At 69.4% G+C, this 22,368-nt stretch carries 24 protein-coding genes and 1 pseudogene; 10 read left to right on the forward strand and 15 right to left on the reverse strand.

Annotated features, from left to right (window positions below; translation table 11 throughout):
- Nucleotides 1-35: 35 nt before the first annotated feature.
- From ACIHEJ_RS25170 to ACIHEJ_RS25205, 8 genes are all read right to left on the reverse strand, one after another.
- A complete protein-coding gene (locus tag ACIHEJ_RS25170) occupies nt 36-1,055 on the reverse strand; it encodes a hypothetical protein (RefSeq protein ID WP_400138914.1) in 1,020 nt (339 codons plus the stop codon).
- A gap of 22 nt (nt 1,056-1,077) precedes the next feature.
- Complete coding sequence (locus tag ACIHEJ_RS25175; protein ID WP_400138915.1) at nt 1,078-2,142, reverse strand: hypothetical protein; 1,065 nt, start codon at nt 2,140-2,142, stop codon at nt 1,078-1,080.
- A gap of 13 nt (nt 2,143-2,155) precedes the next feature.
- Entirely contained in the window at nt 2,156-3,370 is a 1,215-nt protein-coding gene (locus ACIHEJ_RS25180) for a hypothetical protein (RefSeq protein WP_400138916.1), read from the reverse strand.
- Between the two features lie 82 nt (nt 3,371-3,452).
- Nucleotides 3,453-4,373, reverse strand: a complete 921-nt coding sequence (locus ACIHEJ_RS25185) for a phage distal tail protein (protein WP_400138917.1) — start codon at nt 4,371-4,373, stop codon at nt 3,453-3,455.
- 27 nt (nt 4,374-4,400) lie between these two features.
- Nucleotides 4,401-5,669 (reverse strand): tape-measure protein, encoded by a 1,269-nt coding sequence (locus ACIHEJ_RS25190; RefSeq protein WP_400138918.1) that lies wholly within the window; start codon nt 5,667-5,669, stop codon nt 4,401-4,403.
- A complete protein-coding gene (locus tag ACIHEJ_RS25195) occupies nt 5,666-6,856 on the reverse strand; it encodes a phage tail protein (RefSeq protein WP_400138919.1) in 1,191 nt (396 codons plus the stop codon). Before ACIHEJ_RS25195 ends, ACIHEJ_RS25190 begins: the two co-directional genes overlap by 4 nt.
- A 30-nt stretch (nt 6,857-6,886) precedes the next feature.
- A complete protein-coding gene (locus ACIHEJ_RS25200; RefSeq protein WP_400138920.1) occupies nt 6,887-7,825 on the reverse strand; it encodes a hypothetical protein in 939 nt (312 codons plus the stop codon).
- A 421-nt stretch (nt 7,826-8,246) separates the two neighbouring features.
- Nucleotides 8,247-8,450, reverse strand: a complete 204-nt coding sequence (locus ACIHEJ_RS25205) for a hypothetical protein (protein WP_400138921.1) — start codon at nt 8,448-8,450, stop codon at nt 8,247-8,249.
- A gap of 355 nt (nt 8,451-8,805) precedes the next feature.
- Between ACIHEJ_RS25205 and ACIHEJ_RS25210 the strand changes: the two genes are divergently transcribed.
- Nucleotides 8,806-9,741 (forward strand): hypothetical protein, encoded by a 936-nt coding sequence (locus tag ACIHEJ_RS25210; RefSeq protein WP_400138922.1) that lies wholly within the window; start codon nt 8,806-8,808, stop codon nt 9,739-9,741.
- 52 nt (nt 9,742-9,793) lie between these two features.
- Here the strand turns inward: ACIHEJ_RS25210 and ACIHEJ_RS25215 are convergent, their stop codons facing one another.
- The 5 genes from ACIHEJ_RS25215 to ACIHEJ_RS25235 all read right to left on the reverse strand — a co-directional run bounded on the left by ACIHEJ_RS25215 (nt 9,794) and on the right by ACIHEJ_RS25235 (nt 12,932).
- The gene (locus tag ACIHEJ_RS25215; protein ID WP_400138923.1) at nt 9,794-10,168 is read right to left on the reverse strand and encodes a hypothetical protein; all 375 of its coding nucleotides are present in this window, start codon (nt 10,166-10,168) and stop codon (nt 9,794-9,796) included.
- Between the two features lie 116 nt (nt 10,169-10,284).
- On the reverse strand, nt 10,285-10,575 hold the full coding sequence (locus ACIHEJ_RS25220; RefSeq protein WP_400138924.1) for a hypothetical protein: 291 nt from the start codon (nt 10,573-10,575) through the stop codon (nt 10,285-10,287).
- A gap of 91 nt (nt 10,576-10,666) precedes the next feature.
- Nucleotides 10,667-11,266 carry a phage tail protein gene (locus ACIHEJ_RS25225; protein WP_400138925.1) on the reverse strand — a complete coding sequence of 200 codons (600 nt, stop codon included), beginning with the start codon at nt 11,264-11,266 and terminating at the stop codon, nt 10,667-10,669.
- A 137-nt stretch (nt 11,267-11,403) separates the two neighbouring features.
- Nucleotides 11,404-11,817: a hypothetical protein gene (locus tag ACIHEJ_RS25230; RefSeq protein WP_400138926.1), complete on the reverse strand. Its 414-nt coding sequence runs from the start codon at nt 11,815-11,817 to the stop codon at nt 11,404-11,406.
- A 620-nt stretch (nt 11,818-12,437) separates the two neighbouring features.
- Nucleotides 12,438-12,932: a helix-turn-helix domain-containing protein gene (locus tag ACIHEJ_RS25235; protein ID WP_400138927.1), complete on the reverse strand. Its 495-nt coding sequence runs from the start codon at nt 12,930-12,932 to the stop codon at nt 12,438-12,440.
- 196 nt (nt 12,933-13,128) lie between these two features.
- Here ACIHEJ_RS25235 and ACIHEJ_RS25240 point away from each other — a divergent pair, with 196 nt between their 5' ends.
- The 3 genes and pseudogenes from ACIHEJ_RS25240 to ACIHEJ_RS25250 form a co-directional block, all read left to right on the forward strand.
- Nucleotides 13,129-13,539 carry a WhiB family transcriptional regulator gene (locus tag ACIHEJ_RS25240; RefSeq protein ID WP_400138928.1) on the forward strand — a complete coding sequence of 137 codons (411 nt, stop codon included), beginning with the start codon at nt 13,129-13,131 and terminating at the stop codon, nt 13,537-13,539.
- Complete coding sequence (locus ACIHEJ_RS25245) at nt 13,532-14,260, forward strand: hypothetical protein (protein ID WP_400138929.1); 729 nt, start codon at nt 13,532-13,534, stop codon at nt 14,258-14,260. The genes ACIHEJ_RS25240 and ACIHEJ_RS25245 overlap by 8 nt, the downstream gene beginning before the upstream one ends.
- Nucleotides 14,257-14,478 (forward strand): annotated as a pseudogene (locus ACIHEJ_RS25250) (hypothetical protein); the annotation flags it as partial. The gene ACIHEJ_RS25245 and the pseudogene ACIHEJ_RS25250, both read left to right, overlap by 4 nt.
- 50 nt (nt 14,479-14,528) lie before the next feature.
- Here ACIHEJ_RS25250 and ACIHEJ_RS25255 read toward each other — a convergent pair.
- Complete coding sequence (locus ACIHEJ_RS25255; protein ID WP_400138930.1) at nt 14,529-15,809, reverse strand: hypothetical protein; 1,281 nt, start codon at nt 15,807-15,809, stop codon at nt 14,529-14,531.
- Nucleotides 15,810-15,927: 118 nt separating this feature from the next.
- Between ACIHEJ_RS25255 and ACIHEJ_RS25260 the strand changes: the two genes are divergently transcribed.
- The 5 genes from ACIHEJ_RS25260 (at nt 15,928) to tuf (ending at nt 21,640) form a co-directional block, all read left to right on the forward strand.
- Entirely contained in the window at nt 15,928-16,980 is a 1,053-nt protein-coding gene (locus tag ACIHEJ_RS25260) for a glycosyltransferase family 2 protein (protein ID WP_400138931.1), read from the forward strand.
- 300 nt (nt 16,981-17,280) lie between these two features.
- A complete protein-coding gene (gene rpsL / locus ACIHEJ_RS25265) occupies nt 17,281-17,652 on the forward strand; it encodes a 30S ribosomal protein S12 (RefSeq protein WP_003948652.1) in 372 nt (123 codons plus the stop codon).
- A gap of 2 nt (nt 17,653-17,654) precedes the next feature.
- Nucleotides 17,655-18,125 (forward strand): 30S ribosomal protein S7, encoded by a 471-nt coding sequence (gene rpsG / locus ACIHEJ_RS25270; protein WP_009330725.1) that lies wholly within the window; start codon nt 17,655-17,657, stop codon nt 18,123-18,125.
- A 39-nt stretch (nt 18,126-18,164) separates the two neighbouring features.
- Nucleotides 18,165-20,291: an elongation factor G gene (gene fusA, locus ACIHEJ_RS25275; protein ID WP_400138932.1), complete on the forward strand. Its 2,127-nt coding sequence runs from the start codon at nt 18,165-18,167 to the stop codon at nt 20,289-20,291.
- Nucleotides 20,292-20,446: 155 nt separating this feature from the next.
- Complete coding sequence (tuf, locus tag ACIHEJ_RS25280) at nt 20,447-21,640, forward strand: elongation factor Tu (RefSeq protein ID WP_400138933.1); 1,194 nt, start codon at nt 20,447-20,449, stop codon at nt 21,638-21,640.
- Between the two features lie 112 nt (nt 21,641-21,752).
- On the opposite strand, the gene ACIHEJ_RS25285 is transcribed toward tuf, so the two are convergent.
- Nucleotides 21,753-21,953 (reverse strand): hypothetical protein, encoded by a 201-nt coding sequence (locus tag ACIHEJ_RS25285; protein WP_400138934.1) that lies wholly within the window; start codon nt 21,951-21,953, stop codon nt 21,753-21,755.
- A 29-nt stretch (nt 21,954-21,982) separates the two neighbouring features.
- Between ACIHEJ_RS25285 and ACIHEJ_RS25290 the strand changes: the two genes are divergently transcribed.
- Nucleotides 21,983-22,336: a hypothetical protein gene (locus ACIHEJ_RS25290; protein WP_400138935.1), complete on the forward strand. Its 354-nt coding sequence runs from the start codon at nt 21,983-21,985 to the stop codon at nt 22,334-22,336.
- The last annotated feature ends 32 nt before the right edge of the window (nt 22,337-22,368 follow it).

Consider the following 22,368-nt stretch of genomic DNA (forward strand, 5'->3'; position numbering starts at 1 on the left):
GCAGCTCCCGTGGCTCTCGAGCGGATGGACGGCGCTCACAGCACGAAGCACGCGGACAGGCGCAGGCTGTTGCCGACCTGGATCACGCCGCTCGTCGCCCAGGTGATCAGGTAGACCGAGCCGTCCGGGGTGAGCCGGACGCTGCCGTCCGCGTAGCCGTCGGTGGCGACCGCGTAGGTGTCGGTGGTGGGCCGCCAGCCGGCCGGCAGGGTCCCGATCAGCTCGTCGTTGACGTTGCCCGGGTTGGTGGTGCCGGCCGCGGTGGCGGTGAGGTTGGCGGTCGTGCGGGTCAGCGCCATGGTGAACGAGCACACACCACGCGTCCGGCGGGCGTTGTACGACGTCAGCGTCCAGTTGCCCGTCGAGATGGCTCCGGTGGTGGCCGTCTCGACGGCGACCGGCGGCTGGTAGTCGGTCCAGGCGGTGCCCGACCAGCGCTGCAGGACACCGCTGCTGTCGCGGTACTGGCCCGGATAGGCGCCGCCGGCGGTGTCGGTGGTGACCGGCAGGATGCCGCCCACGGCGACCGTGGCGTTGCGCCGTCCGGTGAGGGCGGTGGTCCAGGGGATGGCGGTGGTGCCCGTACTCGCCCCGGCCGGCACGACCACCTCGTACAGCGGCAGCGACAGGCCCGGCGCGGCGGGTACGGCCGGGGTGGCGGCCGGGGTGCCCGGGACGATCTCGACGACCGCCTCGGTGCGGGCGGAGCCGTCGTAGGGGTCGTCGTAGATGCGCAGTACGACCAGGTCGATGCGGCTGTACTGGGGGTCGCCGTTGGCGAAGGTCAGGGGCAGGTACTCGGTCAGTGCGACCGGGTAGGCGCCGCGGGCGTCCGTGCCCTGGATGACGGCGCGTCCCGGGCTGACGGTGGCGTTCATCGTGCCGGTGGTACCGGTCAGGGTGAAGCCGGAGATCCGGGACTGGCCGTCGGGGGAGCCCGGCAGGATGCCGGAGCGCGTGGCGGTCGGCGAGGTAGGGGTGAGGGCACCGAGCGAGACGAGGCGGGTGTCCTCACGTGACTGGCTGTCGGAGAGCCAGCCGGAGCGGACGGGCATGGTCAACTCCCTTGGGGTCGGGTCAGCTCGACATCTCGACGCGCATGAAGATGTTGTCGAACCAGCTGGTGACGGTGGCGTCGCCGGAGCGGTGCATGGCGGTCATCGTGTAGGTGGCGCCGAGGGTGAGGCCGTACAGCCGCCACATGGTCGAGACGGAGGAGCCTATGGGGCCTCCGTGCGAGCACGCGTACTCGTCGTTCGGGGCGAAGTACACGGTGCCGTCCTGGGCGGTGATCTTCGGCGCCATCAGCGCGGAGGTGGTGGTGTTGTTGGCGGTCCACATGCGGGCCCCGAAGTGGAGTATCACCGCGCCGGTGGGCGGGGCGATGAAGACGAGGTCCAGCGAGGTCACGGTCGTGCCCGTGAGCGCCGCCGTGTACGTCGTGGAAGTGGTGGAGCCGGCGTCCAGCGACGAGGCGTGGTACGGCGTGTTGGCCCGCTGCCAGAGCGTGCCGTTCCAGCGCTGCAGGATGCCGTTGGGCGCGTCCCGGTACTGGCCCGGGTACGCGCCGGCCACGCTGTCGGCGTTGGTGGACGGCAGGATGCCGCCGACCGCGACGGTGGCGGTGCGCAGGTCGGTGCGTGCGGTGGTCCAGTCGATGCCCTTGGTGGCACTGGCGCCGGCCGGGACCGTCACGGAGAACAGGGCCAGCGCGGCGTCGGGGGTGGCCGGCACGGCCGGAGTGGCGGCGGGGGTGCCCTTGACGACCTCGACGGCGGCCTCGTTGCGGGTGAGGCCGTCGTAGGCGTCGTCGTAGATGCGCAGTACGACCAGGTCGATGCGGCTGTACTGGGCGTCGCCGCCGGCGAAGGTGAGCGGGACCGGGTCGGTGACGGCCACCGGGTAGGCGCCCCGGGCGGCGGCGGTCTGGATCACCGCCCGGCCCACACCGACGGTCGCGGTCATGGCACCGGTGCCGGTCAGGTCCAGGCCGGTGATCCGGCTCTTTCCGTCGGAGGAGCCGGGCAGGACACCCGAGCGGCCCTGCAGTTCGCCGACCGGAGTGACCGCCCCGATCGGGGTGACCCGGGTGTCCGCCCGGGTCTGGCTGTCCGGGGACAGCCAGGCGGAGTTGATCGTCATGGGGGTCCCCCTCTCAGGAAGCGGATTCGTAGGTGCCGTGGATCGACAGCGTGTCCCCGCTGGCCCAGGCGAACGGCAGCGACTTGCCCCACAGGCCGGTGGCGAGCTTGATGGAGTCGCGCATCCCGTGGACGTATCCGATGCCGTTGGTCACCGAGAGCTGGCCCGAGCCCTGGTACAGGAGGAGGGCCGAGGCGTCGAAGGCTTCCATGCTCAGCGACCGGTGGTCCAGTTTCCAGGCCTGCTTGGAGTTCGGCGGCGCCGGCAGCGAGAAGGTCCAGCGGCCGTCGGAGGCCTGGGCGGACAGATTGGTCGTCGAGCCGATCTTGAGGTAGATCCGCACGTGCACCAGGTTGTTGATCTTCACGTACGACCCGGCCAGCGTGCCGTTGCCGATGCTCGGGGCGGTGCCGGCCTCGGCGCCCCAGACCGGTGTGTAGTCGGTCCAGTTCGGCTGGTACGACACCCACGCCGAACCATTCCAGCGCTGCAGTCCGGCGGAGGTGTCGCGGTACTGCCCGGTGTAGGTGGCGGTGTTGACCGCACCGGACGGGGCGATGCCGCCCAGCGCGCTCGGGTACGACACCCACATCGAGCCGTCCCAGCGCTGCAGGGCGCCGCCGAAGTCCCGGTACTGGCCCGGGTAGGCGCCGGTCCCGGTCTCGCCGACGGCCGGAAGGATGCCGCCGATCGCCACGACCGGCGTGCGCAGGTCGGTCACGTCGGTGTCCCAGTGGATGCCACCGGAGCCGGCGCTCGCCCCGTGGCGGACGGTGACCTGGTAGATGGGCAGGCAGATCTTGGGAAGGGCGGGCGGCACCGGAGTGGGACCGGCGGTGCCCGTGACGACCTCGACCTCGACCTTGTTGAAGCCCGACTTGTCGTACATGTCGTCGTAGACATGGAGGATGACCATGTCGATGCGGTCGTACGAGGCGTTGCCGTCGGCGAAGGTGAGTTTCAGCTGCTCGGGCAGCGTGACGGGGTAGGCTCCCTGGCCGCTGTCGGCCTGGATGACGGCACGGCCCTCGTGCACGGTCGCGGTCATCGCGCCCGCGTCCCCGCTGAGCCAGAAGCCGCCGAGGCGGTAGAGGCCGTCGTAGGTGCCGGGCAGGATGCCGGAGCGGACCTGGATCGGGTCGGCCGGGGTCGTCGCGCCCATCTGGGTCAGGCGGGTGTCCTCGCGGGTCTGGCCGGTCGTGGCCACCCATGAGCTGCGCAGGTTCATATGAGACTCTCCTGGGACTTCCGAAGCGGACGGGAAGGGTGAGGGGCCGTCAGGGCGGGTGCGGGGCGCGTCCGCCGCACGGTCACCACTCCGCGGAGCGCCAGCGGACCGACATCTGGGCTCCGGCGCCGAAGGAATCGGGCCGGAAGGCCAGCTGGGCACCGCCCGGCCGGAAGGAGAACAGCTCCTCGGGGCTGCTGTCGGCCGCCGCCGTGTTCCGGCGGGAAGCGGTGCCGTTCAGGGTGACCGTGCCGGCGGCGGTGTCGACGACCAGCTCGTCCCCGGCGGCCAGCCCGATCTCGTAGCGCAGCCGACGGCCGGAGACGCGCTCGTTCACGGTCGGGTTGACGCACGGGCCGGTGAAGGTGAGGACCGGATGGGTGGGTGCGGAGCCGTCGTTGTAGACGTCGACGTCACCGGTGGTGGCCGTCTGCCCCCAGTACAGCGGCCACGTCAGCGGCCAGGTCAGCCCGCTCTCCGGCTGCGGGGGACCGGTCACCGCCGTCTGCTCGTCGACGGCGTACCGGCGCGGATCGGTGGCGTACCACTGCACGGACGCCTTGGAGACGCCCTGCGTGGTGTACGTCCGGTCGGCGGCCAGCACGCGCTGGCTGACGCGGGCGCGCACGGCCAGCGTCTCGCCGTGCAGCCGCACCGCCAGCCAGCGTTCCTCGTCGCCGAGGAGCAGCGCCTGGCGCAGGGCGCGCATCGCGGCGAGCGAGGAGGCGGTGTCGTCCTGCGGCGGCAGGGTCCACACCGTGCCGCCGACCTTGCGGGGCTTGGCGTAGCGGGCGCCCGGCCAGGCGCCGTGCGAGGTGGGGTGGTCGGCGTCGGAGGTGTCGTAGTCGGGCAGGTCCTCCCAGCCGGTGAGGCCGCCGCTGTCGATCTCGTACGGCGTGCCGGGCCCCATCAGCAGTCCGGCCCACTGCATCTGCCCGTCGAGGGTGATGAGTGAGCCGGGTGCAACGTCGTCGGTGTATGCGATTGTGGTCGTCTCGGCCATGGGGCCGTCACCTCACTGTCGTGACTGTCATGCGCAGGCGTGGGCGGAGGCCAGGAAGAGCAGGTCCTCCGCCGTGCCGAAGGCGCCGGCGCTCCGGCTCTCGTGGAACTCCTTGATGCGGTGCGGGTACGGGGTGCCGGTCCGGTGGCGGGCGGCCAGCGCGCGCTGCCGTTCCAGGGCGGTGAGGGGGAGCACCCGGCCGGTGTGGGAGTGGGCGCCGGGCACCGCGATGCCGCCCTGCGCGAGCATCGGGATCTTGTTCAGGTGGACGCCGAACTTCTTGCCGAAGAAGCTGAAGCTGAGGCTGTTGAGCCCGTCGATGATCCAGTTGGCGAACGCGATCAGGCCCTGGATGGGGCCCTTGACGACCCCCGCGACGGTCTGCGCGCCGGTGGTGACGAACTGGCCCATCCCGCGCAGGGTGCCCGAGAGGGCGTCCTTGACCCGCTGGAACATCTCGGGGATGCGCTTGCTGATCCAGTCGGTCACCGGCCGGACGGCGTCCTTGAAGCCGCTCCAGATCGCCGACATCTTCCCTTTGAGGGCGCGGGTGTCGCCGGTGGTGAGCGCCTTGAGCACGGCGAAGCCGGTGCCGATCAGCGTGCTGAGGACCTTGAGGGTGCCGGCGATGAGGTGCAGGTAGCCGGACACGTAGGTGCCGACCACGGTCGCGATGACCTTGAGCACCGGCGCGAGGACGGTGAGCACGCTCTCGACGTACTTCAGGACGAGCTTGGCGAGCTGGTCCATCAGCCGCTGCCCGGTCTCGGAGTTCATCGCGAGGTCCAGCAGCCAGCCAGCCATCGGGAGCAGGATGCCGGTGACGAAGCCGATGGGGTTGGCCTTGGTGATGAGGTTGATCAGCATCATCACGCCGGAGCCGATGGTCATGGCGAGGCCGAATTTGTCGAGGAGGTCGCCGAGGACACCGGAGGCGTCGAGGAGCGCGCCTACGACGGCGAAGACACCGCCGAGAGCGCCACCGAGCTTTCCGAGCGTCTTCCCGGCGCTCTTGACCTTGCTTCCGATGGACTTGATGCCCGACCTGGCGCCGGTGGCGGTCTGTCCGGCCCTGGCGACCGAACGGGCGGCGGTGTCGGCATTCGTCTTGATCTTCTGAACGGCGGTGGCACTCTGGCGCGTGGGGGTACCGACGTGGTCCAGGTCGCGGGCGGTGTCCTTGAGGCGGTCGGTGAAGGACCGCATCCCGGCCTGGGCCTGCTCCGCCCTGGTCCGGATGGAGCGCAGGACGGGTACGGCCCCCTTGAACGGGTTGCGTACGACCGCGCTGCTCATCCGCGCGCCTTGGCGAGGTACATCAGGGCGTCGGCGGTCCGCTGCGGGCTGCTCTTCTCGGCCGCGTAGTAGTGCTCGATGTGCAGGGCGCCCGCGCCGGAGCCACCGTGGTACGCCCGGCCCTGTGCGGCGGCCCTGCGGAGCAGCCGGTCGAGCTTGCTGAGCGGCAGCACGGCCTCGGCCTCACCGGCCTCCGCCAGGAGCGCCGGCACGCCGCCGGAGCGGGGCATGACGACACCGCCGGTGGCGAGCGCGGGGATGTGCGGCAGGCTGACGCCGAACGTCTTGCCGCCGACCATCGGGACCCAGCCCGGGATCGACACGTGGATGCCGTTCAGGGCGCTGATCGCACGGTTGATGATGCTGATGACGCCGTTGATGGGGCTGGTCACCGCGCTCTTGATGCCGTTGAAGGCGTTGCTCGCGATGCCCTTCAGGCCGCCCCAGATGCTGGAGAGCCGGTCCTTGACGGCCTTGAAGGAGTTCGGGATCACGGACTTGATCCAGCTGACGACCGGTGAGATGACGGCCTTGATGCCGTTCCAGGCCCCGGAGACGACCGACCTGATGGCCTTCAGCGTGTTGCTGATGACCGACTTCCAGGCGTTGACGCTGGACCGGATGACGCTGACGATCGCCTTGAAGATGGACGAGACCGACGACTTGACGCCGGACCAGATCGACTTGATCAGCTTTCCGGCGTTCTTCATGATCGGCCCGATGGCCTGCATGACGCTGCTGATCACGGTCTTGATGACGGTGAAGGCCTGCTTCAGGACCTTCTGCATGGTCTTCGAGTTGGTCACCATGTCGATGACCTTGTCGATGAGCGGCTGCAGCAACTGCATGAGCAGGCCGAAGAAGTTGCCCTTCATCGACTTGTTCATCTTGTCCTGGCCCTTGGCCGCCTTCTTCGCCCCGGACTCGTACTTCCCGAGGTTCTTGCCGGCGCTGGACCCGGTCTTGCCGGCCTTGCCGAGCGACTTCTCGGCCTTGTCCGACGCGGTCTTGAGGTCCTTGAGCTCCTTGCCGGAACCGTCGGCCGCCGACTTGAGGGACTTCAGCTGACCGGCGCCCTTCTGGCCGGCGCTGCCGATTCCCTTGGCCGACGTCGCGGCGCCGGAGGCTTTGGACTTGAAGTCCTCAAGGGAGCCGGAGGCCTTCTTCAGGGAACTGACGAGACTCATGGAGCACCTCCTTTCGAGGAAGCAGGGTCATCAGGAGATGGCGTCGGCGGCGTGGGTGGAGGCGGTGGCGAGGTTCTGGAACATCTCTCGGACCTTGTCCGCGTTGTCGTGGAGTTCCTTGGCGGCCTTCGAGATGTCCTTCAGCGTCCGGGGCTTGGGGAGCTTCTCGTGGTCGAAGGCCGACATCTTCTGGTTGAGCCTGTCCGTGGCCGCGGTCAGCTCGTCGAGCTCGGCCGGGCGCAGCCGTTCGGTGACCTTCTCCAGAGCGCCGCTCAGTTTGGTTGCGGCGCCGGCCGTCCGCTTCATCTTGGATGCGGACGGGAGCTTCGACTTCAGCCTGTCGAAGGCCTCGACCTGACTGTTGACCCTGCCGAGCGCCTGTCCGAGATCGCGCGCGTCGCCGGCACCGGAGTCAGCTGAGGCGCCACCACCGCGCCCTCCCCGACGGGCCCGCCGGTTCCCCTCGCGCACAGCCCGCCGTATCTCGTCGGAGGTGCGCTCGGGCCGGAGCCGGAACTTCCCCTGGTCGTTCCGCCCGAAGTACTTGCGCTCTCCCAAGAAGCGGCCCGTGACCTTCAGCGTCGCGTTCTTGAGCGTCGCCAGAATGCCTTTGATCTTCCCGATGGTTCCGGTGATCGTCTCGCGGATCTTTCGATAGAAAGCGAGGGCGCCGGTGGCCACCGTGCCGATCAGAGCCATCTGGCCTATCAGATTCGCACCGTTGAAAAGGTCCTTGAGCTGCTGGAAAAGATCCAGAGCCTGCTTGACAAGGGGCAGGCTCTTGATGATGTCCCAAATGGTCTTGGGTGCTTCCTTTTTCTTCTCCTCGGCCCCCTTGCCTCCCTTCTCGATCGCCGTCTTGAGCTCGGCCATCTTGTCGTCGAAGTGAGCGGTGGTGACATTCTTCTCCAGCTGCTGCTTTACTTCGGTCAGCCGGTCGTAGACCTCGTCCGTGGTGTGCTGTCCCATGCGTCCACTCCTCGTTGGTATCGCTCACCTGGGGCTTTGTCCCGTTCTGGGTCTTGCTCGCGTCGCGGATCCCCGGTAGCCTCAAGGGCTTGACGCGGAATTCAGGGGGGATGAATGGTCGGCTTCTTGTTCTGGGTTATCGGCAGTTGCTTCTTCCTTGGGGGATTGTTCTGTCTCTTCGTTGCCCTTTTGATGTTCATCGGGTGGCGGCAGGGTATGGAGCGGCCGACGTTCCCGAAATTTCTGGCCTGGTTCTGTGCAGGGGTCGCCTCAGAAGGGCTCATGTACGTTTTCTATACATGCAAGCCGTGAATACCAGCGGAAGTGCTCGCACGCCGAAAGCCCGCCGGGCTCGGCCCGGCGGGCTTTCTTCAGAGGTGGAAGTCGGCCGGCCTGCCCCCCGCGGCGTCCGGCCGGGCGGTCAGCCGCGCGGTCGCGTCCGCCGCGCCTCCGTCAGTGCGTCCGTCCACCCCGCCGCATAGGCCTTCGACTCCCGCGTGAGCAGTTCCTCGTACAGCCGGTCGAGCAAGGCCTCGCGGTCGGGCGCGGGGGAGCGCAGGAGGTCGGCGAGGCGGGTGTAGGTGTCGATCGGCTGCTCCGGGATGTTGCTCGTGCGAGTCGCCATGTCGTCCTGCTTTCCGGTCTGTCCGCTGGGCTGTGCTGGTGGTACAGGCGGCGCCCCTGTGGCGTTCGAAGCGTCTGTTCGAACTAGTGTACGAGGAATCCTCTGGTGTCGGAGCGTGTTTGTCGAGGACTCTCCGTCGTCATGCGGGGGCGAGCTGCGACGATGTGGGGGTCCGGCCTGATTGTGTGTCAAAGCTGTGGAGTAGGATCCGGCCGTCCTTCCGTCGGTGAATGAAGGGTGAACGTCAAGGCCTGGCACAGGACCTGAAGCTCAGTCACACGACGGTGGACGGCGGCAGGGCAGCCGTCCTCGCGCGGGGGCGCGATCGGGCAGGGACGAGAGCAAGGCCAACGGGGTGGACGACGCGAGTTACGCGCGGCAGCGGCATGTGATCGATTGGCTCGAACAAGCCTCCGATCTGCCGCATCTCATCGCTCGTGTCTCCGAGCTCGTCCTCCGCCTCGGTTACGAGCCCGAAGACCTCGTGGTCATGCCGCGCGCCGAGCTCGACCGGCGGGAGCTGGCCGCCTACAGCGCCGGGTGGGCCGATGTCGTGGACGAGCAACTCCCGGCCGTCCGCCAGGCGTACGAGCAGCGGATCACCGCCGCCTATCTCCAGGGCCAGGAGGACGCCCGCACCGGCCGCCGGCCGCGCCGGGCCCGCCGGCCCGAAGGTGAGCGGGAACACGACGGCGGCGAGGTCATTCCGCTGCCGTATGTCCAGCTTCTGCGTCCCCCGTCCGAACTGACGCGGGTGGAGCAGCGCGGCCAACGGGAACGGTCGGTGGCCGACGGCAGTCCGGTGCCCGCACCGGGGCCGGGGCTTCCGGTCGGGGGGGCCGGCGGTGGTACGGGCGGCGGGCCGGCCCTGGCGTCGGCGGCCGTGTCGTACGACGGGACCGTGAGCGATTCCGACGACGTGGCGGACGACGGCGTCGGCTCGCGCGGCGACACCGGGCAGCCGCACACCGGTGCCGTCCCGGCTTCCGGTGACGCCCTGTTCTCCACGCGTGAGGTCCGGGAGAAGCGGACCGGACCGGTGGAACGACGGCCGGTGGTCCGGCGCAACGGCCGGCCCAGCGTGCCGCCGCTCGCCCGGCCCGCCGACGCGGGGGCCGGGCGGGACAAGGGGCGACGGGCGGAGTCGGCGGAACACGCCGATGCACCGGCGGCCCGCGCCGGTGAACGGCCACGCCTGTCCGACCGGGCCCGTGCCCTCGCCGACGAGTTCGAGGGCAGGGCGACGGGCCGGCGGAAGGACGAGCCGTCCGGGCCCGCGGATTCCGGTTGAACCCGCGGCCCGGAGCCGGGTACGACGGCTCTGCCGTGCCCGGGCCCGACGGTCAGCCGAAGAATCGGGCCAGCTGGACGGCCGAGGGGGATCCGGAAGCGGGGTCGGTGCTCCGCGGTTCGGAACGGGCCGGCCGTGCGGTGGCCCTGCGTCCCGTGGCCGCGGATGTCCGCGCCGCCCCGTCCTCGTCCCGGTCCTCGTCGCCGTCCCCGTCCGTCTCCTCCGCCGCGTCGACCGGGCGTGGCACCGGTTCCGGGTACTCCGGCTGCTCGCCCTCGCCCGAGTTGACGGAGGCGAACATCCAGTTGGCGGCCGCCAGATGGTCCACGACCGCCGCCAGCAGATGGTCCGTCACCGACCAGTCGGCCGCCTCGCCGTGCAGCTCCCGGTTGAGGGCGCTGTCGCGCGGCAGCTGCTTGATGAGCACCGCGAGCCGCCGGGCGGAGAGGCGGTCGCGGTGCCAGTCCAGCAGGTCGATGCCGTAGTAGCGGAGCAGGTCCGCTTCGAGGGCCTCGGCGTGTTCGTCGACGAACCCGACGAGGCTCAGTCTTCCCCCAGGCCGAGCCCGGTCTCCTTGCCGTAGGCCTCCAGGATGGCGGCGATGTCCTGCATGGTGATCTCGTGCTGTTCGAAGCGGGCGAACTGCTTCTCGCCCATGAGCAGCCGCAGCAGCCCGTCGACGTCGTTGTCGTCGAGCTTGCGCAGCGCCTTCGCGGTGGCGCGGGTCAGCTCCGTGGGCAGCGTGTAGCTCTCGCCGTCGAGGTCGAACGACCACGTGCGGCCGAGGGCTTCCAGGCGCTGGGCGCGGGCTGCGTTGACGTCGAAACGGGCCATGGTGGGTGCTCCTTGAAGTCCGTGAGTCAGATGGTGACGAGAGGGCGGTGGGGCGGGCCGGAGCCCGCCCCACCCATGTGGTCCGGCTGGATCAGCCGGCGGCGTAGGCCGAGTCCTTCATGACGAAGGAGGCCAGCGCCGAGCCGTCGGCCGCGGACATCGCCGTGAAGGTGATGCCGAGCTGGGAGGCCGCCTTGCGGGCCAGCTTGATGTCGTCCGCCGCCGTGACCTGGCCGCGCGGGATGCCGAAGCGGTAGGTCACGGTGGAGCCGTCGCTCGCCCGGACGTCGGTGAACTCCAGGCCGAGGGCGCGCACGTCGGCGAACGGGCGCTCGGCGATGTCGTACTTGTAGACGCCGGTGGAACCGGTCACCGCATCGACGGTGCCGCCGCCCATGAAGAACGGGAGCGTGTCCTCGTTGAACTGCAGCAGCGAGAACTTCAGCGTCAGGTCGCGGTCCGAGTACACGAAGTGCACCGGGCTGACGGCCTGCCACACGTCGATCGGCTCCAGCTTGTCCTTCTTGCTGAAGGTGACGCCGTCACCGGTGGTGAAGCCGAGGTTCTTCCAGCTCGCCCAGTCGGTGGAGGAGTCGGTGGAGAAGGTCGTCGGGACCTTGGTGTCGGCGGTGGCGACGTACAGGCGGCCTACGCCCGCGACGCGGATCTCGGACGAGTTGGTTCCTGCCATGGTGATGTCTCTCCTCGAGTGAAGGGTGGTGCGCAGGTGTGCCGCACCCGGCGGTTCCGGGTACGGCGAAGGCCCCGCCGGGGTGGCGGGGCCTTCGGTCTGTGGGGCGGCGTCCTTCGGGGGACGTCCGGTACGCGTCAGTAGACGTCGAGGTACACCTTGTGCACGCTCACGTACCGGTTGGCCGCGTGGTAGAGGTAGTCGGGAAGCCAGCGCGGGCCGTCCTGTTCCTCCACCTCGGTGATGAGGTTGGTGCCGTACCGGTTGCCGGCCGTGGCCAGCAGCGCGCGCCGGGCCGAGTTGGCCAGGACGTGTGCGGCCTGCTTGGTCGGGCCGTACACCTCCAGCTCGATCAGCGGCTGGTCGACGTGGAGTTCACCGACCCAGGCGCCGCCGCGCCGGTTGACGAGGACGGCGGCGGTCGTGCCGTTGAAGTCGGACGGGGGCTGGACGGTGACGAGGGCCGTCGAGAGCGCCGGGTCCTGCTTCAGGATGTCGACGACCAGGGCCTCGACGTCCGGGAAGGAACTCGGGGGTGTGGGTGTGGTCATGTGCCGGGTCACCTCGGGGGCTGTGGGGCGCGCGGGGCGCCGTGTGGGTGGCGGGCGCGGGGCCCGGGACCCCGGCACCGGAAGCGGTGACCGCCGGGCGGGCGCCGCGTGGGGCGGCGGGGGAGGCGCGGCGCCTCGGCCCGGCGGAGCGGCGCGGAGCCGTCCGTCCGGCCCTTCCGGGCTGCGGTCACAGCTCCGCCGCTGCACCAACTGTGACAGAGGAGCGTGCGCGCACGCAACTAAAACGGCGAGTCGATGTTCGGGGCTGGTGAGCCAGGTGGGGTGTCGCGCACGGAAGGGGTGCCAGGGCGCCTGCGGGAGGAGGGGGAAGCGGGCAGCGAAGCGGCGAGGCCGACGCCTGGGGGAGGGGCCGGTGGGGTGCGTCGGCGCCCGCGAGGACGGCCGGAGAGGGGGGCGAGCGGGGAGTCGGGCGTGGGGAGCCCGAAAGGGGAGCCTGTGTGGGGAACTGAACGCGGGGAGTAATCGTCAGACAGGGTGGGTGACGGGGATTCCCGTTACGCGAGGGGGATGGGGGGCAGTTGTGAACGGACCCCGAACATGCCGATGCACCCGTCGGTGCGCGGGTGCTCTTCTCGGTTCGGGGCGCGGGAGGTCGGCGATCAGCCGCCGACGGTCGCCCTCCCGACGCCCGTCTCCACCGGCATCCGAGGCTCTTCGGGAACCTGTGTCACGGGCGGCTCGGCTTCGTGCGGCAGGAACTGCTCGACCACCTTCACGAACATCTCGCGCCGGTCGGCGGGAATCCCCAGCAGCTCGGCGACCTCCTCCAGCGTGGGCCGGCGGGCGAACTCGGCGCTGGGCGCGGGGGAGGCCAAGTGCTCATGCGGGTCCGCCAGTTCCTCGGCGGTCAGCCGGCCGGAGCGGATGAGCATCTCGCGCACCGGAACACCGAGCACGCGAGCGAGCCGGCGGGTGGTCTCGAGGTCCGGCATGCTCTGTCGCTGCAACAGACGGGTGACGGCGGCCCGGTGCACCCCCGCCTCGTCCGCGATCTTCGACTTCCCGCCCCCGCGCGGGCTGTCGATGTCGTATCCGCGGTCGCGCATGAGGTCCTCGACCCATGCGGCGAACGCGTCCAGATCCTGGCTGGTCATCTGTGTGCTCGCTTCCTTCGGAGGCCACGAGTTTAGCTTGCTTGCGCGCACGGTATTACGTGCTTTCGTGCAAGCACTGTGAAGAAGCCGCGCAAAACGCGCAAGAGGGCCTCCGGCGACAAAGTTTGTTGCGAGCGCGCGCGCAATCTGTAAGTCTGAGTGCGCTCGTGCCCCAGCCGCCCCACCAGGAGGTCCCATGTCCGTCTCCGGCTCCTGCCCACCGGACCTTCACGACGCCCCGCACCTGAGTGACGCCGCACACTCCGACCCCGCTCCCGGGGCGGCCCGCGCCATCCCGCCGCTCGACCCCCCGGGCTGGCAGTCCGCCGCCGCCTGCGCCGGGCTGCCGCCCCGGGTCGTCTTCTCCAAGAAGGTGAAGGAGGCCGCGCCCGCGCTGCGGGCCTGCGTCGGCTGCCCGGTCCGCCGCAACTGCGAGAAGGCGGTCGCTCCGGCGGACAACTGGTTCGACGGCGTCTGCGGTGGCCGCCTCTGGCGCCGAGGCCGTCCCGTCCAGCTCCCCGCAGACTTCGTCACGCCGACCGGCGTCCACCGCGCCGTGCCGGTCACCGGCCCCCACGCCGCCCACGACGGAGGCCGCGTTGCCTGACCAGCGCCCGACTTCCGGCGACCGGCCCGCCTCCGGCACCCACCCCTCCCCCGACGACCGCCCCACCGCCCAAGCCGCCCTCTGGATCGGCATGCTCCTGCAGCAGTTTCCGGAGCTGGCCACCGAACTCGCTCCCGGCCGTGCCGCCCCGGGCCACCGTGCCCCGGCCCCGCCGCCCGCCGATCTCGCCGAACGGCTCCGCGAGGAACGCGAGGAGGCCCTGCTCCTCCGGCAGCAGCACGGCCTGGTCGCCCCCGGATACAGTGCCGCACCGCTGCGCCTGCACATCTCGGACACCATCCGCGACATCACCGACGGCGTGATCGAGCTGGAGGAGGCCGTCCGGGACCGGCTCGGCCTGCCCCGCGTGCGCAGGGCCGAGGTGCCCGAGCGGCTGCGCCGGATCGCCGAGCTGCTCGACGGTGTGTCCGCCGACCCCGTCCTGGCCGCCCACGTGCGCGACGAGACCCGCCGCATGGCTCGCCGTTGCGCCCGCGCACTGGGGGACACCGAGACCGTCGTACGGGTGTCCGGGCGCTGCCCCTGGTGCGACTCGGTGTCGCTGCGGGCCTTCCCCGACCGTGCCGCGGTGCTGTGCATCAACCCCGGCTGCCGCTGCACGGAAGCGCTGTGCGGCTGCCACGACGACCCGGCCTACCGGCACACCTGGGACGCGAGGGAGTGGGAACGTACGACGACCGAGGGGAAGGACGGCCGATGAGCGGTTGCGAGACGAGCGGTCGGCCGAACCCGGTCCTGCCCACCCTGATCCCCGGCCCCCTCGCGGCCCAGGAGGCCGGTGTCGCCCCCGCCACGATCCGCAAGTGGGTCCAGCTGGGGCATCTGACGGCAGCCGGCAAGGCGGGCCGGGCCCAGCTGTTCCGGCTGGAGGACGTCTTCGCGGCCGAGCGGGCGGCCCGCGGCACGGCCCGCCGGGCCCGCCGGGCGGGCGACGATTCGAACGCCGTCCCCTCCGAGCCGAACTCCTGCTACGGAATCCCCAACTCGAAGATCACGTAGTGCGCGTACCACCCGGACGCCACCGCCGCCGTCGTGAAGAACACCGTCAGGCTCGGCCACTTCAGCCGGCTCATGGCGGCGGCCGGGGCGAGCAGCAGGGGGAAGGCGGGCAGCAGATAGCGGCCGGTGTTGCCGAACATCTGCTGGGTGCCCAGCACCGTCACGATGCTCGCCAGCGTGTACGCCACCAGCACCAGCGGCGGCCGCTTGCGCAGCATCAGCGCGATCAGGAACGGCAGCGCGATCACCACCTGCACGGCCAGCAGGTCGGGCGTGGAGAAGGCGAACAGATAGCCGTTGCGGCCGACCGCGACGTTGCGCAGCACGTCCAGCGTGTACGCGCCCCAGTCGAAGTAGTGCGCCCACCCCTCGCGCTGCAGCGTGAAGTACGCCGTCAGGTTCCCCATGCTCAGCCCGACCCAGACGACGTAGGTGAGCAGACCGAGCGGCGCCGCGATCATCGCGTACACCGGCCCGGAGATCCCCTGTTCCCGTCGGCTGTCCCGGCGCACCAGCGTGACCAGGGCGGCCAGCCCCACCGCGCCGATCAGTGCCGCCGAGGTCGGCCGGTTCAGGCCCGCGGCGAAGGCGAGAAGCCCGGCCGCGACCCAGCGGCGCCGCATCACGCAGTGGCAGGTCCAGGCGGCGAGCGCGACGAACAGGGACTCGGAGTACACCGCCCACTCGACGCCCGCCCCGGGCGCGACGGCCCACAGCCCTGCCGCGATCGTGCCCGCCCGGGCACCGGCGAGGGTGGAGATCACGGCGTAGATGCCGGCGGCGGCCACGAAGGAGGCCACCACGGATACCAGGATCCCGGCACCGGCCAGACTCAGCCCCGTCACCTCGGACACGCCCCTGATCAGGCCCGGGTAGAGCGGGAAGAAGGCGACCGAGTTCTGCTGGACCGTGAAGACCCCGCCCGGGGGCAGCGGCTGCAGCGGCTTCGGGTCGTACCCGTGCCCGGCGACCTGCAGATACCACCAGCCGTCCCAGGTCGACAGCACGTCCCACCAGTGGGCGCCCCCGCCGAAGCGCGGTTCCTTGTGCCGGTAGTCGCCCGCGTGGTCCAGCAGGTACGCGAACACGGAGAGACCGACGATCTTGGTGACCCCGAACAGGACGAGTGCGGGAAGATACGGCCGGACCGCGGGGGGCAGGGTCGGGCGGCGGCCGCGGCCGGGCCGTGCAGTGTGCTCGTCGCCGGGCACGGCGGGGTCCGCCGTCGTGTCCCTGGAAGCCGTGCTCATACGCTGGTCCCCCTCGGCCCTGCCGCTCATAAGATCACAACAGGGTGGCATGAGTGCGCCCGAAGAGCCGCGTGCGCGCCCGAAGGGCCGTCAGCGTGCGGCGAAGGGGGAGGGGCCGGTGGCCGAGCGAACGTGCGTGACCGACCAGGACGACCCGACGGCGGAGCCGGTCGAGCTGTCCGTGGTGATACCGATGTACGACGAGGAGGAGGCGCTGCCTGCCCTGGTGAGCCGGCTCCGCCCGGTGCTGGACGGCCTGGGGGTGGTGTACGAGCTGGTCGCCGTGGACGACGGCAGCACCGACCGCACCGCCGAACTGCTCGCCGCGTTCCGGCTCGGCTGGCCGGAACTGCGCGTCATCGGCCTGCGCCGGAACTCCGGTCACCAGGCGGCGCTGACCGCGGGGCTGGACCGGGCGGTGGGCGCCTACGTCGTCAGCATCGACGCCGACCTGCAGGATCCGCCCGAGAAGATCCCCGAGATGCTGGCCCTGGCGCGCGCCGAAGGGCTGGACATCGTCTACGGCATCCGCGCGGACCGGACCACCGACAGCGGGTTCAAGCGGTGGACGGCCGGGCTCTACTACCGGCTCGTGCGACGGCTGGCCGGGCCCTCCGTGCCCGCGCAGGCCGGTGACTTCCGGCTGCTCAGCCGGGCGGCCGTGGACGCCCTGAAGGCGCTGCCGGACCAGCAGCGCGTCTACCGGCTCCTGGTGCCGTGGCTGGGCTTCCCGAGCGGTGAGGTGACGTACGACCGGGCCCCGCGGACCGCAGGGCGCAGCAAGTATCCGCTGGGCCGGATGATCCGGCTCGCCGTGGACAGTGTCACCGGCTTCTCGGCGGCTCCGCTGCGGCTGGCCACCTGGCTCGGCGGTGTCGCCTTCGTCGTCTGCATCGGGCTGATGGGCTACACGCTGGGGGCGCACGCCCTGGAGCAGACGGTCCCCGGCTGGACGTCCCTGTTCACCGGGGTGCTGTTCATCGGTGCGGTGCAGCTGATCTGCGTGGGGATGCTCGGGGAGTACGTGGCGCGCATCTACACGGCCGTGCAGAACCGGCCGGCGTACTACGTACGGCACGACACGGCTCACGACACGCCCCGTGACAGGGGTCACGACACCGCTCGGGACAGTGTGGAGGAGACCGTGCGCGCCGGGGGTGGCCGTACCTGAGCGCACCGGCCGAGGTGCGGGCTCATCCTCCGCCTGTGATAATGGCCTCCCACCCGCCCGGTGCCCTTGCTTTTGTTTTGACCGAACTCTGTGGGCTGGGTACGCTCAGACCTTGTGCCTGGGGTGTGCCCTGGCTCCTGTGCGTGCCTGCAAACCGCATGGCGAGCCGTGACCGGCCACCGTAATCTGCGCCCTTATCGCCTTGCGGCGGGAGTCTGGCGGATTCGACACACCCGACCGCGTGGGTCGGCGACGTTCCAGGTTAGCTGTACCCATCGGCACACAGAAACCGGAGAAGTAGTGCCTACGATCCAGCAGCTGGTCCGCAAGGGCCGGCAGGACAAGGTCGAGAAGAACAAGACGCCCGCACTCGAGGGTTCCCCTCAGCGTCGTGGCGTCTGCACGCGTGTGTTCACGACCACCCCGAAGAAGCCGAACTCGGCCCTGCGTAAGGTCGCGCGTGTGCGTCTGACCAGCGGGATCGAGGTCACCGCTTACATTCCGGGTGAGGGACACAACCTGCAGGAGCACTCCATCGTGCTCGTGCGCGGCGGCCGTGTGAAGGACCTGCCGGGTGTTCGCTACAAGATCATCCGTGGCTCCCTCGACACCCAGGGTGTCAAGAACCGCAAGCAGGCCCGTTCCCGCTACGGCGCCAAGAAGGAGAAGTAAGAATGCCTCGTAAGGGCCCCGCCCCGAAGCGCCCGGTCATCATCGACCCGGTCTACGGTTCTCCTCTGGTCACGTCGCTCATCAACAAGGTGCTGCTGAACGGCAAGCGCTCCACCGCCGAGCGCATCGTCTACGGCGCCATGGAGGGCCTGCGTGACAAGACGGGCAATGACCCGGTCATCACGCTGAAGCGCGCTCTCGAGAACATCAAGCCGACCCTCGAGGTCAAGTCCCGCCGTGTCGGTGGCGCCACCTACCAGGTCCCGGTCGAGGTCAAGCCCGGCCGTGCCAACACCCTGGCGCTGCGCTGGCTGGTCGGTTACTCCCGCGCCCGTCGCGAGAAGACCATGACCGAGCGTCTGCTCAACGAGCTCCTCGACGCCTCCAACGGCCTCGGTGCCGCTGTGAAGAAGCGCGAGGACACGCACAAGATGGCCGAGTCCAACAAGGCCTTCGCGCACTACCGCTGGTAGTCGCAGTCCACATCGAGACCGAGAGAAGACTGAAGCCTTATGGCTACCACTTCGCTTGACCTGGCCAAGGTGCGCAACATCGGCATCATGGCCCACATCGACGCGGGCAAGACGACCACCACCGAGCGGATCCTGTTCTACACCGGCGTTTCGTACAAGATCGGTGAGGTCCACGACGGCGCTGCCACCATGGACTGGATGGAGCAGGAGCAGGAGCGTGGCATCACGATCACCTCTGCTGCCACCACCTGCCACTGGCCGCTGGAAGACGTCGACCACACCATCAACATCATCGACACGCCGGGCCACGTCGACTTCACCGTCGAGGTGGAGCGTTCCCTGCGCGTGCTCGACGGTGCCGTGACGGTGTTCGACGGCGTCGCCGGCGTTGAGCCCCAGTCCGAGACGGTGTGGCGTCAGGCGGACCGCTACGGCGTTCCGCGCATCTGCTTCGTCAACAAGCTCGACCGCACCGGTGCCGAGTTCCACCGCTGCGTCGACATGATCGTCGACCGCCTGGGCGCGCAGCCGATCGTCATGCAGCTCCCGATCGGTGCCGAGGCCGACTTCAAGGGCGTCGTGGACCTGGTCCGCATGAAGGCGCTCGTGTGGTCCGCCGAGGCGACCAAGGGCGAGATGTACGACGTCGTCGACATCCCCGACACGCACGCCGAGGCCGCCGAGGAGTGGCGCGGCAAGCTGGTCGAGGCCGTCGCCGAGAACGACGAAGAGATCATGGAGCTGTTCCTGGAGGGCCAGGAGCCCACCGAGGAGCAGCTGTACGCCGCGATCCGTCGTATCACCATCGCGTCCGGCAAGGGCACCGGCACCACCATCACCCCGGTGTTCTGCGGCACCGCGTTCAAGAACAAGGGCGTGCAGCCCCTGCTCGACGCGGTCGTGCGCTACCTGCCGTCCCCGGTCGACATCGAGGCCATCGAGGGCCACGACGTCAAGGACGCCGAGGTCGTCGTCAAGCGCAAGCCGTCCGACGACGAGCCCCTCTCGGCGCTGGCGTTCAAGATCATGAGCGACCCGCACCTCGGCAAGCTCACCTTCGTCCGGGTCTACTCGGGCCGCCTGGAGTCCGGCTCTTCGGTGCTGAACTCCGTCAAGGGCAAGAAGGAGCGCATCGGCAAGATCTACCGCATGCACGCCAACAAGCGTGAGGAGATCGAGTCGGTGGGCGCCGGTGACATCGTCGCCGTCATGGGCCTGAAGCAGACCACCACCGGTGAGACGCTGTCCGACGACAAGAACCCGGTCATCCTGGAGTCCATGGACTTCCCGGCGCCGGTCATCCAGGTCGCCATCGAGCCCAAGTCGAAGGGTGACCAGGAGAAGCTGGGCGTCGCGATCCAGCGCCTGGCCGAGGAGGACCCGTCCTTCCAGGTCCACTCGGACGAGGAGACCGGCCAGACCATCATCGGTGGCATGGGCGAGCTGCACCTCGAGGTGCTGGTCGACCGTATGCGCCGTGAGTTCAAGGTCGAGGCCAACGTGGGCAAGCCCCAGGTGGCCTACCGCGAGACGATCCGCAAGGCCGTCGAGCGCGTCGACTTCACCCACAAGAAGCAGACCGGTGGTACCGGTCAGTTCGCGAAGGTGCAGATCGGCATCGAGCCGCTCGAGGGTGGCGACACCTCGTACGAGTTCGTGAACAAGGTGACCGGTGGTCGTATCCCGAAGGAGTACATCCCTTCGGTCGACGCCGGTGCGCAGGAGGCCATGCAGTTCGGCATCCTCGCCGGCTACGAGATGACCGGTGTCCGTGTCATCCTCCACGACGGCGCCTACCACGAGGTCGACTCCTCCGAGCTCGCCTTCAAGATCGCCGGCTCGCAGGCCTTCAAGGAGGCCGCGCGCAAGGCTTCGCCCGTGCTGCTCGAGCCGATGATGGCCGTCGAGGTCACCACGCCCGAGGACTACATGGGTGAGGTCATCGGCGACATCAACTCCCGCCGTGGCCAGATCCAGGCCATGGAGGAGCGGGCCGGTGCCCGCGTCGTGAAGGGTCTCGTGCCCCTCTCGGAGATGTTCGGTTACGTCGGCGACCTGCGCAGCAAGACGTCCGGCCGCGCCAGCTACTCCATGCAGTTCGACTCCTACGCCGAGGTTCCGCGGAACGTCGCCGAGGAGATCATCGCGAAGGCCAAGGGCGAGTAACGCACCGCGTTCGCACGCTTTAGGCTTGACTCCGGAGCCTCAAGGGGCATTCAGCCGCAATCCTGGATGAATGCCCCGGGTTCCGGGCTTCCCAGCAAAGATCACCTGGCGCCGATGAAGTAAGGCGTACAGAACCACTCCACAGGAGGACCCCAGTGGCGAAGGCGAAGTTCGAGCGGACTAAGCCGCACGTCAACATCGGCACCATCGGTCACATCGACCACGGTAAGACGACCCTCACGGCCGCCATTACCAAGGTGCTGCACGACGCGTACCCGGACCTGAACGAGGCCACCCCGTTCGACAACATCGACAAGGCGCCCGAGGAGCGTCAGCGCGGTATCACCATCTCCATCGCGCACGTCGAGTACCAGACCGAGGCGCGTCACTACGCCCACGTCGACTGCCCGGGTCACGCGGACTACATCAAGAACATGATCACCGGTGCCGCGCAGATGGACGGCGCGATCCTCGTGGTCGCCGCCACCGACGGCCCGATGCCGCAGACCAAGGAGCACGTGCTCCTGGCCCGCCAGGTCGGCGTTCCGTACATCGTCGTCGCCCTGAACAAGGCCGACATGGTGGACGACGAGGAGATCCTGGAGCTCGTCGAGCTCGAGGTCCGTGAGCTCCTCTCCGAGTACGAGTTCCCGGGCGACGACGTTCCGGTCGTCAAGGTCTCCGCCCTCAAGGCCCTCGAGGGCGAGAAGGAGTGGGTGGACTCCGTCCTCAGCCTGATGAGCGCTGTCGACGAGGCCATCCCGCAGCCGGAGCGCGAGGTCGACAAGCCGTTCCTCATGCCGATCGAGGACGTCTTCACGATCACCGGTCGCGGTACGGTCGTCACCGGCCGTATCGAGCGCGGTGTCCTGAAGGTCAACGAGACCGTCGACATCATCGGCATCAAGACCGAGAAGACCACCACCACGGTCACCGGTATCGAGATGTTCCGCAAGCTGCTCGACGAGGGCCAGGCCGGTGAGAACGTCGGTCTGCTGCTCCGCGGCATCAAGCGCGAGGACGTCGAGCGCGGCCAGGTCATCATCAAGCCGGGCTCGGTCACCCCGCACACCGAGTTCGAGGCGCAGGCCTACATCCTGTCCAAGGACGAGGGTGGCCGCCACACGCCGTTCTTCAACAACTACCGTCCGCAGTTCTACTTCCGTACGACGGACGTGACCGGCGTGGTGACCCTCCCCGAGGGCACCGAGATGGTCATGCCGGGTGACAACACCGAGATGAAGGTGGAGCTCATCCAGCCCGTCGCCATGGAAGAGGGCCTGAAGTTCGCCATCCGTGAGGGTGGCCGCACCGTGGGCGCCGGCCAGGTCACCAAGATCGTCAAGTAAGTTCCGCTTGCTTGAGGGTCATCGACTGACCTGAAGGTCTTCGACCTGTGAGAGGCCCGTACGACTTCCGTCGTACGGGCCTCTTCGCTGTCACGCTACGGGTCAGGTCCTGTCAGGTGCAGTTGGTCTTCACCGAGCAGAACACGATGTGGCTGATGCCGTAGAACGGACGGTTCGGGTTCGAGTCGTTGATCGACGCGTGGAGCGTCTCGTCGGCCGAGATGCTCCCGCTCGGGGAGCTGATCCGCGTCGACTCCGACGTCGGACTCGTGGTGCGGAGGGACGACGGCACGTACGAATACTCCGTCGACACGGGCGTTTCTCGCGCTCGTGCTGCGGGCGGTGGTGTACGTCCTGCTGGTCTCGGACTACGGCCCCGAGATCGACTCCTACGGCGGCCGGTCGTCCCTGTGCCGGGGCCCGCTCGTCGAGCCGTGGCCCCGGGACGGGATCTGCCGCGACGACCGGTGGCGCCAGTGGCCCGCGCTGCTGGAATTCTCCGCCGTCGCGGGCATCGTCTCGGTGGTCGCGGGAAGCACGGCCGTCTACGCCAGGCTGCAGTCCCGCCTGGGGCGGCCCGGCGCAGGCATCGCCCGGCGTTTGACCTTCGTCACGACGGGGGTAATCTCTACGGCTCGATTGGCGGTCTGCCTGCCCCATATGGCAGACTGTCCGAGTTGCTCGGTCGAGTGTTGATGCTGCGCGCCTCCCGCCGGGAGGACTGGAAG

The sequence above is a fragment of the Streptomyces sp. NPDC052301 genome, from assembly GCF_044593395.1.
In the GTDB taxonomy this organism is placed as follows: Bacteria; Actinomycetota; Actinomycetes; order Streptomycetales; family Streptomycetaceae; genus Streptomyces.